Consider the following 11,991-nt stretch of genomic DNA (forward strand, 5'->3'; position numbering starts at 1 on the left):
AAGGAGAAACCCCATGAACGCCCGCCCACTCACTCCTCCTTTCACCGAAGAGACCGCGCGACAGAAGGTCAGGCTGGCCGAAGACGGCTGGAACGGACGCAACCCGGCCAAGGTGGCGCTTGCCTACACGGAAGATACGAAATGGCGCAACCGCACCAGTTTCGTGACCGGCCGAGCTGAAGCAGAGGCCTTCCTGATCGGCAAGTGGGACCGGGAACTGGAGTATCGGCTGATCAAGGAAATGTGGGCCTTTACCGGCAACCGTATCGCCGTCCGCTATGCTTATGAATGGCACGACGACAGCGGCAACTGGTTCCGCTCCTACGGCAATGAAAACTGGGAATTCAATCAGGACGGCCTGATGGAAAACCGGTTCTCTTCGATCAACGATCTGCCCATCAGCGAAGCCGAGCGAAAGTTCCGTTGGCCCTTGGGTCCGCGCCCGGCCGATCATCCCGGACTTACCGACCTCGGTCTGTAACCGGGTTGGGGCCAGGTGGGGTGTGTGGCCATTCCACCTCGCCTGGCCGGCCTATCGATGGATGAAATGCATCCGGTTGAATTGCTTCCTGAAGGCCGCGTTTTTTACTGCCATTTCCTCCGCCGCGCTGTCTCAGACCACACTGCAAAAAAACGGGCCGCCATGGTGGCGACCCGTCCTGTTCAAAAAGGCTCGGAACTCAGAGAGTTTCAGAAAAACGCCTGGATGCCGGTTTGCGCGCGACCCAGGATCAGCGCATGCACATCATGTGTGCCTTCATAGGTATTGACCGTTTCGAGGTTCTGGGCATGGCGCATGACGTGGTATTCGGCCTGGATGCCGTTGCCGCCGTGCATGTCGCGCGCCATCCGGGCGATGTCGAGCGCCTTGCCGCAATTGTTGCGCTTCATGATCGAGATCATCTCCGGCGCAAAACGGCCCTCGTCCATCAACCGACCGACGCGCAGGCTGCCCTGCAGCCCCAGCGCAATTTCGGTCTGCATGTCGGCGAGCTTCTTCTGGAACAGTTGTGTGCCGGCCAGCGGCTTGCCAAACTGATGGCGGTCGAGACCGTACTGGCGGGCGCGGTGCCAGCAATCCTCGGCAGCCCCCATCACGCCCCATGAGATACCGTAGCGTGCCCGGTTAAGGCAGCCGAACGGACCCTTCAGACCCGAAACATTCGGCAACAGCGCCTCTTCACCGACCTCGACATTTTCCATGACGATTTCGCCGGTGATCGAGGCGCGCAGAGACAGCTTGCCACCGATCTTCGGCGCCGACAGACCCTTCATGCCCTTTTCCAGCACAAAGCCGCGGATCTGGTTGTCATGCGCTTCGGACTTGGCCCAGACCACGAACACATCGGCGATCGGTGAATTCGAGATCCACATTTTCGAGCCATTGAGCACATAGCCGCCATCGGACTTCCTGGCCCGGGTCTTCATGCCGCCCGGATCGGAACCGGCATCCGGCTCGGTCAGGCCGAAGCAGCCGACCCACTCGCCGCTCGCCAACTTCGGCAGATATTTCATCCGCTGCTCTTCGCTGCCATAGGCCTGGATCGGGTACATCACCAAGGACGACTGGACGCTCATCATCGAACGGTAGCCTGAATCCACCCGCTCGACTTCGCGCGCCACCAGACCGTAGGACACGTAGCCTGCTTCCGCGCCGCCATATTGTTCCGGCACGGTGACGCCGAGCAGTCCAGCCTCGCCCATTTCCGAAAAAATCGCGCGATCCGTCGTCTCGTTCAAATAGGCATCGGTCACTCGCGGCGCCAGCTTGTCTGCGGCAAACGCGGCCGCTGCGTCAGCGATCATGCGTTCTTCGTCGCTCAACTGATCCGCGATCAGGAACGGGTCTTCCCACTGGAACGATGATTTGGCGGTTTTGATCGAAACGGCGGGAGAGACGGACATCTATATACTCCAATTTGATCCGGTCAGCATGAGGTCAACCCGCCTCGCGGGGCGCCGCAGCCTTTGGTTTTTCCTTATCACGGTTCCACGAAGATACTATAGGCTTAAAATTCTTTTTCCGAGCCGGAGTGGTGTCTGACCTGCCATCAAGGCGCAGCCGGCGGATCCATGATTTCCCATAATGCGATCAATTCCCGCCCGGCGCCAGCATTTACCGGAACCACCAGACGCGACAGCGCCCGTGTGCTTCCGCCATACAGCCAGGATGTTGTCTCGAAATAGTCGGGCATGCCGCTTTCCAGCGTTTCGGTGAATGAATTCATCACCCGCCTGACACTGAGCGGCGGCACCGATTCGACCACCGGCCTGCCACTGACAGGCGTACCGAATGGCCAACGGACTTTTGAAGAGACCCTGCGCCAGACCAATACCTTGTCCGGTTCATCAACGCCGATACTCGCCAGCAAGGGATAGTCGACGCTCAGCGCCGCCACATCGAAACAGGTGGCCTCCGGCAGATCGCCATCGCTGGCATCGAGCCAAAGCCCAAAGAACGAGCAAATGCGCGGATGCGCGCCATCAGGGAGTCGAAAATTCGGCGGCATAAATCGGTGGTTCATAGCAACACATTTGAAAATGATAAGAAAAACAGAATTCAAGCTTACCCTTGAAGTCGACAAAAGGAACGATACATGCTTCACTTGAAGCGTCAATTATTTTACATCTCACGCCAAAGCAATGAGCCCATCACTTGCCGACCAGTTTGAAGCTGCTGCCGGTGTTGCCTCCGCAATAGGCACCTATGCGGCTAGCCGTGGCATTGACGCCGCCCCGATTGCACGCGCCTGCGGTCTGGACCCGGATCGTTTTGATACAATTGGCGAACGGGTCAGTCTCGACCGCCTGTGCCGTTTCATGGAAGCACTGGCGATGATCTCGGGCGACGAACTGTTCGGCCTGAAATCGTCAAAAATATTCGAGAAGGGTGCGAGCGGGCCATTTGGTTACGCGCTGATGAGCGCCCCGACCATGCGCGATCTGTTGATTTTCCTCGGCCGCAATCTTCACAAGGCCGGCGAGACAAGCATGTGTACTCTGGAGATCGGCGCCCGGCATACGCATTTTGAATGGGCCTATTCCCCGCTGATCCTGCACTGCGACCAGTACGTGGATATGGGCGTGTCTCAGACACTGTCTCATTTCAGGACAGTTTTGGGCCATGACATCAACCGGGTGCAACTCGAGCTTGTGCGCAAAAAACCCGCAAACATCAATCTACACAAGGAGTTGCTGACGCGAAATGTAACTTTCGACGCGCCCATCAACGCTCTTATTCTGCCAACAGAATTCCTCGCGCGCGCCAATCCTGGCGCAGATCCTCGTCTGTTTGCCCTCATGTCGCAGCAGATGGACGCGTTGAAGATCCGCCATGCTGATGGCGATGATCCGGCCACGGCTATCCGTCTTCATCTGGTGGAGAATCTGGCCGGCAAGGTCCCGACCTTGACCGAGGAAGCCGAACGTCTCGGCATGAGTCCCCGCACCCTGCAACGCCGGCTCACAGAAACCGGAACCAGCATGCAGAGCCTGCTCGACGAATGCCGCCGCGAACTGGCAGAACGGTTGCTTCTGGAAACATCTCTCTCGCTCTCGGCCATCACCTATAAACTGGGTTTTTCAGCCCCCGCCGCCTTTACACGGTCGGCTGTCAGATGGTTCGACATGACTCCCAGCGCCTATCGCAAGACGCACCGGCCCGATTCCTGAACCAGCGGCACAACGCACGATGCCGCGAAGGAAAATCGAGTCAACGGTTCTCGAATTGGCCATCTCATCCTTACCATGACCCAGAATAATGGCGCGCGATGTGAATGTGGTATGCAGCCAATCAGTGCATAAACATCCTCAGAATTTGAACCGGAAACATTGATCTCCATGCGGTCGGCGAACTGATGCTGCGCCCGCAGGAGTCTGTAATCCAAATCATTGGAAGAGGACGCAACATGGACCTGGGCAGGGACAGAGGGCTGATACCATTGACTCGCACCGAGCTTAATTGCCTACGCCAATGCGCTGAAGGGCGCACTGACGTGGAGATTGGACGCGGACTCGAGCTGACCAGCGGCGAAGTCTCTGCGGTTCTTTCCGTGGCCATCCTCAAATTGCGGGTACCCAATCGCATGGCCGGCTTGGCCAAAGCTGCGCGCCTCGGGTTCATCGGCTCGCCGCCGCTATAATCTCACACGAGAAGCCGTAGGCTGTTTCACCTCGGGCGGGGATTGATCAGCGGCACGGTTTTTCCAGGGCGTCAGCCAGGGCCATGCGGGGTCAAGGCTGACGCTCATTGTTTTTGTCGATGACCCATTCAGCAGGCACGGACGTCGATACCATTCTCAGAGCCAGACATCATAATCCGACACCAGCAGACGGGTCGGCTTGTCGTCTTCGATAATGGTCGAGAAGCGCCCGATCGGCTCGCGAAACACATTGTCGGTCAGATCGTCATTGACGGTCGAGACTTCGCCGATCAGCACGTCGGCCCCCTCTCCCCAGAACGCATGCCAGACGCCGGGCATCAGGGTCACACTTTCGCCCGGGTCAAGCTTGAGCAACCCGCCCGCGTCCAGGTTCCGAACCACGCCGTCGGTAAGTACGGACACCTTGGCGTCGGGATCAACCGAGCCGTCTTCGGCTGACGCAAACAGTTCCAGCACCAGCTTGCCGCCACCCCGGTTGATGATGTCTTCCGCCTTGATATCGTGACGATGCATCGGTGACAGCTGATCCTTGCGCGAGATCATGATCTTCTCGGCGTAGAGCATCCCCCTGCCCTTCGCCAGATCCTCGGCCGAGCCGTTGCGGACGGTAAACAGGAACAGCCCGAGTTCATCGAAATTACCCTGTCCGTAATCGGTGATGTCCCACCCCAGCCGATTGGCGCGGATATTCCGTGCGTCGCTGGTGGTGCGGCGGCGCATTTCCTCCGTGCTCCAATAGGCAAATGGCGGCAGAATATAGCCGAACGACCGGATGAACCGATCGCTCTCTTCGAGGATGTCGTTGATCTGGCTGCGTTCCATCGGTTTCTCCGCTCAGGGCCGTTTGTAAAATCGATTAGATCGAGGATTAGGATTATCCTGAACACATGGCAATTGCGTTGACAGGAAATTCGGTCTATTCGGCGCGATTGCAACTGTTACAAACGCAACGTCCATGAAAGCCGAAATCCGATATGCCACCCCACGCCAACCTCAAGATAGATCCGCAGGACGACATCCTGGCGTTGGAGGGTTTTTTGCCCTACCGACTTGCCCGTGCCGCGGAAACCGTCAGCCGCCAGTTCGCCACGCTCTACCGCGAGCGCCACGGCATGACCCGCCCGGAATGGCGCACCCTGGCTACCATCGGTCAGTTCGGCAAGACCACGGCAACCGGGATCGGCGTCCATTCTTCCATGCACAAGACCAAGGTCAGCCGCGCCATTCGCTCGCTCGAGGAACGCAAGTGGATCAACCGCCAGGCCGACGAGCATGACCGGCGCATCGAACACATCCAGCTCACCCGCGAGGGCCGGCGCCAATACCAGGATCTGGTCGAACTGGCGCGCAGCTATGAAGCCAAGTTGCTGGAGACTTTGGGGCAGACTGGCGCAAGCCGGCTCGAGTCAGGCCTGAGCGTCATCGAAAACAACCTCACCGACTGGTAGCCGGATCCGGCCCGCCGGGCCATCTCTGACCAAATCGGCAGCGATGTGAGCGCTCGCGTCAGCCGGTCCCCGCGGCTGCGCTAGCCCTGTTCGCCTCCCCAAGGCCCGTGATGCGCGCCATCGGCATCAAAGCGCTCAAATCCGTGAGCGCCGAAAAAGTCACGCTGCGCCTGGATGAGATTGGCGGTTCCGCGTTCGCGGCGATAGGTATCGAAATAGCTCACCGCGCTGGCTAGCGCCGGCACCGGCAACCCGTTCAGCACGGATTCCGAAACAATGCGCCGCAGACTGCCGTCGGTCTCCTCGATGATTTTCGAGAACGCCGGCGTCATCGCCAGATTGGCTACATCCGGGGTGTCGGTAAACGCCGTAGCGATCTCATCGAGAAACCGCGAGCGGATGATGCAGCCGGCGCGCCAGATCCGTGCGATCGTCGCCATCGGCAGCTTCCAGTCAAATTCAGCCGATGCCGCTGCCATCACCGCAAAGCCCTGCGCATAGGCCGCGACCTTGCCGGCCAGCAGCGCCTTTTCGAGATCGTCGATGACCTGCTGACCATCGCGTCGCGCCTGCTGTGGGGGAAGCCCGAACCGCGCCTGTGCGTTCTTCCGCTCGGCCCGCATTGCCGACAGGCTGCGCGCGGCCACCGCCGCTTCGATTGCCGTTGCCGGTACGCCCATCATCTGGCTTTCGATCACTGCCCAGCGGCCAGTTCCTTTTTGGCCTGCGGCATCGACGATGATATCGACGATCGGCCGATTCGAGACGACGTCACTGACCTTGAGCACTTCGGCGGTAATGTCGATCAGATAGGAATCGAGCGGACCGGTCGACCATGCCGAAAACACCGCCGCAATCGACGGCGCGTCCATGCCCAGATGATCGCGCATGACACCATAGACCTCGGCGATCATCTGCATGTCGGCATATTCGATACCGTTGTGAATGGTCTTGACGAAATGTCCCGCACCGTTCTCGCCCAGCCACGCGGCGCAGGCCTCGCCCTCATATTTCGCAGAGATCGCGGTCAGTACCGGTTCGACCCGCTTCCAGGCCGCCTCGGCACCACCGACCATGATCGACGGTCCGTGGCGCGCACCTTCCTCTCCGCCGGAAACACCCATGCCGATAAAGGTCAGGCCCGAGCCTTCAAGGTCGGTAAAACGGCGCATGGTATCGCGGAAATTGGCGTTGCCGGCGTCGATGATGATGTCATTGGCTTCTAACAGCGGCTGCAGTGCTGCGATTTGCTCGTCAACCGGCGCGCCGGCCTTGACCATGATGATCACCGGACGCGGTGGTTTGATCGCGGCGACGAATTCTTCCAACGTGGCACAGGCCGTGACCCGGTCGGCCAAGTCGCCTGCTGCAGCAGCAAATTCGTCGGTGCGTGAGGTCGTCCGGTTATAGACAGCAACGTGGTAGCCATTATCAGCGATATTGAGGGCCAGATTGGCGCCCATCACGCCCAGCCCGATGACTCCGATTTCCGCTTTCGCCATGTCCGTTCTCCGCTGTTCACACACAATTGGCTGCATCTGTGGCCCATTGCTCAGCGCTCGGCAAGGCTCATGGCCTGGCGGACCGGTCGTCAGCTATCACAAAGCCGAGAGTGCAGTTGACGGCGGTCAATCCGGTTTCGGTTTGTCGTCATCATCATCAAGGACTCGCCAGGCGGCACCGTCGAGATCGTCGTACTGACCGCTTTTCATCGACCAGAGAAAACCTGCAAGCCCCAATCCGCCGAGAAACAACGCGATGGGAATCAGGAAAATGAGGTTGGTCATACCGGCGCACCGAGGCCCGGATCCGCAACCGTGGCCACTGCCGAGACGCCGGGTTCATTGCGGGCAAATTGCTCGATCCGGGTCTTGCGCCTCAGCCGTAACGAGTTGAGCACCACGATCACCGATGACGACGACATCGCCAATGCCGCGACCAGAGGGGTCGCATGCCCCAGCACGGCCGCAGGCACGGCAATGCAATTATAGATGACGGCCAGCGCGAAATTCTGCCGGATCAGTTTGCCGGCCTTGCGCGACACCTCGATCGCCAGCGGCACCGCTTCCAGCGAATCGTGCAGAAACACGAAATCGGCAGCCATTCGCCCGACATCGGCGGCACTCGCCGGCGCCATCGACACATGCGCCGCCGACAGTGCCGGGGCGTCATTGAGGCCGTCGCCAACCATTAAGGGCTTGCCACCGGCAGCAGACAGCGCCTTGACCCGGTCGACCTTGTCGCGTGGCCGCACACCGGCCACGTAATCACTGACTCCCAGATCACTCGCCAGTGCCTTGACCGGCAATTCCCGGTCACCCGACAAGATTTCCGCTTCGATGCCAAGCGCCTTCAGCCGGGCAATAGCCTGCGCAGCTCCGCGCCGCAACTGATCGGAGAACAGGAACACATCGAGGAAACGGCCGTTCTTCGACAGGATTACCTGGCTGGCTGCATCCACCTGGTCGAGGCCATCATCATGGCCGTCCAGCGCAAACGCCGCCCGGCCAAGCCGGTAGACATCGCCATCGCTCGAAATCGCCTCGACGCCATCACCGGGCGCCTCGACAATGTCGAATTCCGGCATGAACCCGTTACCCGCATCATGCGCGGCCAGCGCCTGGCTCAGCGGATGGCGCGAGGCGCGCGCAATCCGCGCGGCAATAGCCAGATGGTTCGGCGCTACCGTGGCCGAATTGATCAGCCGTGGCTGGCCCCGGGTCAGCGTTCCGGTCTTGTCGAATACAACCCGGTCGGTCTCGGCCAACCGCTCCATGGCGGACCCGTCCTTGACCATGATGCCGTTTTCAAACAGCCTTCCCGCCGCCACCACCTGGACCACCGGAACCGCGAGTCCGAGCGCACAGGGACAAGTGATGATCAGCACGGCAACAGCGGTCATCATCGCCATCCGCCAGTCACCTGTCACCATCATCCAGCCGATGAAAGTGCCAAGCGCCAAAATGTGCACGACCGGCGCGTAGATCGCCGAAGCCCGGTCGGCAATGCGGCGATAGCCGGCGCGGCCACTTTCCGCCGCTTCCATCATCGATACCATTTCGGCCAGGAATGACGACTTGGCGTCGCGGGTTGCTTCCAGCACCAGCGCCCCGGTCAGATTGAGCGTACCCGCAGGTGTCAGCGAACCGGGCTCGACCATTTGCGGCGCGCTCTCGCCGTTGACCACGGCAAAATCCATGTCCGACCGGCCGGAAACAACCCGCCCGTCAACCGGTATCCGATCTCCCGGCGCCACCGCCAGCCGCATGCCCGCCTCGATCTCGTCGAGCGCCATGTAATCGCGGCTGCCGTCGGGCTGGATCACCATCGCGCCACGCGGCGACAGCCGCACCAGATTGCGCACCGCCGACCGGGCCTTTTCGCGCATCATGTGGTCGAGCGTGCGGCCTGCCAGCAGGAAGAACAACAAGGTGACGGACGCATCAAAATAGGCGTGTTCACCATGGGTGATGGTCTCGTGGAGCGAGATCGCATAGGCTAGGATCACCCCCAGCGAAATCGGCACATCCATGTTTGCGCGGCCATGACGCAGCGCGCCCCAGGCGGACGAGAAGAAGATCCGTCCCGAATAGGCCAGTGCCGGAGCGGCGATCAGCGCCGAAATCCAGTGAAACAGATCCCGCGTCGCGGCCTCCGCGCCCGACCAGACCGAGACCGACAGCAGCATCACGTTCATCGAGGCAAAGCCTGCCACCGCGAGCGCCTTGAGCAGATCGCGAAACACCGGATCAACGCCCTCTTCGGCGCCGCCGGGCAGATGCGCCGGATAGCCCAGCGCCTTGAACCGGTCACCAAGCGCGCTCAGCACCGCTTCGGGGTGCTCGTCATCACCAGCATTCTCGTCAAATACCACCGCCACCCGCCGTGTCGACAGGTTGACGCGGGCATGATCGACGCCCGAGACCTTCGGCAATTCCTTTTCCAGAAGCGCAATGCAGGCGCCGCAATGCACCCCGGGAACGATCAGGTCGAGCTGGCGCTTGCCATCACCCAGAGAGCGGCTCGACAGCCACATCTCTTCAGTGGACGGGCCTTCCGTCTTCAGCGCTTCAAGTTCGGCAGCGCTTTCCGTTCCCGCCGCACAGCAACTCATTTCAGCACGCTCCCGTCTGCCTCGACATGGAACCGCCGCGCCTTGTGGTAGATCGCCTGTCCATCCTTGACGGCGGTGACATGGGCGATCCATTCGCCTTCGGCAAGCCGTCCGTCGGCGACGTAGATGCCTGCCTGAATGGCGTTGAAGACCAGTTCCCGGTCTTCATGGGTTCCCACAGGCCGCCGCAACGAGGCCGTCACCTCATCGGCGCGGGCCACCCGACCATCGCGGTCCGTCAGCGTGATCTGCAGGCCATCGGCATTGGCGCCAAGGTCCACTTCGTAGCCGAGCGCCGAGATGGCACGGGCTTCTTCCGCCTTTCCGTTGAACTGCTGGCTCGCCACATAGGTATTGGGTACCACCAGCCCACTCCAGCTGGTAATCGCAAACCGCGCCATCACCAGATTGACGGTGATGATGACACCGAAGAATGCCACCAGAATGGCCAGCATATGCTTGCCGGTAAATTCCGTCGGCTGGAAAATGGCGCGCAGCATCTGCATCATTTCATCTCCGGCGCATGGAAATTCGCCTTGTAGACATCGCGCTCGGCGCTGCCCTTGTCTTCAACGATGAGACGGAAGCTGGCGCTGGTGGAGCTGATATATTGCTTGGGCTGCAGCACATGCACCTTGAGTTCCCTGAGCCGATCCGGCTCGACCGGAACCGCGAAGGAAGTCCCCGCCGGCTGGTCGATGCCCGGAATGCGCATGGTGGCACCCTCCAGCCCCTCGATCGACAGGAAGATCACCCGCGGCTCGGCGATCATGTTGAGGATCTTGACCGAATAGCCATTGCGGATATCGCCGTTGGATTCGAGCACATATTGCGGATTGCGGTCATGCAGCACATTGACCTCGAGCCGGTCGCGCGACAACAGCGCAACCAACAGCCCGAGCCCGACCAGCGACCACACGCCCATGTAGAGCAGCGAGCGCGGACGGAAGATGATGCGCCAGTTGAAATGCTTGACCTTGTCGACAAAGCCGCCGTCTGCCGTGCGAACCCGCGCTGGATCCAGCGTTCCGGTTGCCGGGTCCTGGGCCAAAGCCATGTTTTCCGCATAATCGGACAGGGTGGCGTAAGAAATCAGGCCACGGGGCCGGTCGAGTTTGTCCATCACATTGTCACAGGCATCGATGCACAGTGCGCAGGTGATGCATTCGAGCTGCTGGCCATCGCGGATGTCGATGCCCATCGGGCAGACCGCAACGCAGGCATTGCAATCGACGCAATCCCCCTGAATCAGTCCTTGTGCAGCCGCCTTCTTGGTGTGGCGCCCGCGCGGCTCACCACGCCAGTCATTATAGGTGACAACCAGCGAGCTCTCATCGAGCATCGCCGCCTGGATGCGCGGCCACGGGCACATGTAGATGCACACCTGTTCACGCATCAGACCGCCGAAGGTGTAGGTGGTCGCCGTCAGCAGGGCCACCGTGATATAGGCCACCGGCGCCGCGGTGCCGGTCAGAAAATTGCCCAGCAGCGTGGGCGCATCGGCAAAATAGAAGATCCAGGCGCCGCCGGTGGCGACGCCGATCAGGATCCAGGTCGCGTGCTTGGATACGCGCCGCGCCAGTTTCGATGCGGTCCAGGGAGCAGCATCGAGCTTCATCCGCTGGTTGCGATCACCCTCGATGAAGCGCTCGACCGCCAGAAACAGATCGACCCAGACGGTTTGCGGGCAGGTATAGCCGCACCAGGCGCGGCCCACCACGGAGGTGATCAGGAACAATCCGAACCCTGCCATCACCAGAAGCCCGGCGACAAAGATGAATTCTTGCGGCCAGATCTCGATGGAAAAGATGTAGAATCGCCGGTTGGCGAGATCGAGCAGCACCGCCTGGTCCGGCGCATAGGGACCACGGTCCCACCGGATCCAGGGCGTGACATAATAGATGCCCAGCGTGATCAGCAGCACTATCCACTTGAAACGTCGATAGGCGCCTTCCGCGCGCTTCGGGAAGATCTTCTTGCGCGCCTCGTATAGCGGCTTGCGTTTCCAGGCGGCATTGACCGCCTCGGCATCAATTTGCTCGATTTCGTCCGCAGCCAACGCGCTTTTGGAAGGCATGTTCAGGTTCATTTCCGGTACCAGTGGTTGGGATCGTAACTTGCCCGTCAGACAGGTCCGCCGCATTGATCAAGATCAAGCGACTACATGCGCCCATCAAGCCCCGGTGGGTGCCGATGTCAATGACAACCATCCCGCATGCGACAATACTGCCACCCGGCCTGGTTTTGGTGGTTCCCAATTACACCC

At 60.4% G+C, this 11,991-nt stretch carries 12 protein-coding genes; 4 read left to right on the forward strand and 8 right to left on the reverse strand.

Annotated elements, in window-relative coordinates; translation table 11 throughout:
- The first annotated feature begins 13 nt into the window (after positions 1–13).
- Positions 14–481 (forward strand): DUF1348 family protein, encoded by a 468-nt coding sequence (locus ACK6D9_RS16930; protein ID WP_412049399.1) that lies wholly within the window; start codon positions 14–16, stop codon positions 479–481.
- A 209-nt stretch (positions 482–690) separates the two neighbouring features.
- Here ACK6D9_RS16930 and ACK6D9_RS16935 read toward each other — a convergent pair whose 3' ends face one another.
- Complete coding sequence (locus ACK6D9_RS16935) at positions 691–1,905, reverse strand: acyl-CoA dehydrogenase (RefSeq protein ID WP_412049400.1); 1,215 nt, start codon at positions 1,903–1,905, stop codon at positions 691–693.
- A gap of 146 nt (positions 1,906–2,051) precedes the next feature.
- Positions 2,052–2,525 (reverse strand): hypothetical protein, encoded by a 474-nt coding sequence (locus ACK6D9_RS16940; RefSeq protein WP_412049401.1) that lies wholly within the window; start codon positions 2,523–2,525, stop codon positions 2,052–2,054.
- Positions 2,526–2,643: 118 nt separating this feature from the next.
- Here ACK6D9_RS16940 and ACK6D9_RS16945 point away from each other — a divergent pair, with 118 nt between their 5' ends.
- Both ACK6D9_RS16945 and ACK6D9_RS16950 read left to right on the forward strand, forming a co-directional pair.
- Positions 2,644–3,672 (forward strand): AraC family transcriptional regulator, encoded by a 1,029-nt coding sequence (locus ACK6D9_RS16945; protein ID WP_322990678.1) that lies wholly within the window; start codon positions 2,644–2,646, stop codon positions 3,670–3,672.
- Between the two features lie 236 nt (positions 3,673–3,908).
- Complete coding sequence (locus ACK6D9_RS16950) at positions 3,909–4,142, forward strand: LuxR C-terminal-related transcriptional regulator (RefSeq protein WP_322990682.1); 234 nt, start codon at positions 3,909–3,911, stop codon at positions 4,140–4,142.
- Between the two features lie 156 nt (positions 4,143–4,298).
- On the opposite strand, the gene ACK6D9_RS16955 is transcribed toward ACK6D9_RS16950, so the two are convergent.
- The gene (locus ACK6D9_RS16955; protein WP_412049402.1) at positions 4,299–4,985 is read right to left on the reverse strand and encodes a D-lyxose/D-mannose family sugar isomerase; all 687 of its coding nucleotides are present in this window, start codon (positions 4,983–4,985) and stop codon (positions 4,299–4,301) included.
- Positions 4,986–5,137: 152 nt separating this feature from the next.
- Between ACK6D9_RS16955 and ACK6D9_RS16960 the strand changes: the two genes are divergently transcribed.
- Positions 5,138–5,611: a MarR family winged helix-turn-helix transcriptional regulator gene (locus ACK6D9_RS16960; RefSeq protein WP_412049403.1), complete on the forward strand. Its 474-nt coding sequence runs from the start codon at positions 5,138–5,140 to the stop codon at positions 5,609–5,611.
- A gap of 80 nt (positions 5,612–5,691) precedes the next feature.
- Here the strand turns inward: ACK6D9_RS16960 and gndA are convergent, their stop codons facing one another.
- The 5 genes from gndA to ccoG form a co-directional block, all read right to left on the reverse strand.
- Positions 5,692–7,149 carry an NADP-dependent phosphogluconate dehydrogenase gene (gndA, locus tag ACK6D9_RS16965; RefSeq protein ID WP_412049404.1) on the reverse strand — a complete coding sequence of 486 codons (1,458 nt, stop codon included), beginning with the start codon at positions 7,147–7,149 and terminating at the stop codon, positions 5,692–5,694.
- A gap of 90 nt (positions 7,150–7,239) precedes the next feature.
- Positions 7,240–7,398 carry a cbb3-type cytochrome oxidase assembly protein CcoS gene (ccoS, locus tag ACK6D9_RS16970; protein WP_267653170.1) on the reverse strand — a complete coding sequence of 53 codons (159 nt, stop codon included), beginning with the start codon at positions 7,396–7,398 and terminating at the stop codon, positions 7,240–7,242.
- Complete coding sequence (locus ACK6D9_RS16975) at positions 7,395–9,725, reverse strand: cation-translocating P-type ATPase (protein ID WP_412049405.1); 2,331 nt, start codon at positions 9,723–9,725, stop codon at positions 7,395–7,397. Before ACK6D9_RS16975 ends, ccoS begins: the two co-directional genes overlap by 4 nt.
- Entirely contained in the window at positions 9,722–10,234 is a 513-nt protein-coding gene (locus ACK6D9_RS16980) for a FixH family protein (RefSeq protein ID WP_412049406.1), read from the reverse strand. The genes ACK6D9_RS16975 and ACK6D9_RS16980 overlap by 4 nt, the downstream gene beginning before the upstream one ends.
- Positions 10,231–11,802, reverse strand: a complete 1,572-nt coding sequence (gene ccoG, locus ACK6D9_RS16985; protein ID WP_412049407.1) for a cytochrome c oxidase accessory protein CcoG — start codon at positions 11,800–11,802, stop codon at positions 10,231–10,233. Before ccoG ends, ACK6D9_RS16980 begins: the two co-directional genes overlap by 4 nt.
- Positions 11,803–11,991: the final 189 nt, after the last annotated feature.

Origin of the sequence: Hoeflea sp. Naph1 (genome assembly GCF_046837775.1) — a bacterium.
In the GTDB taxonomy this organism is placed as follows: Bacteria; Pseudomonadota; Alphaproteobacteria; order Rhizobiales; family Rhizobiaceae; genus Hoeflea.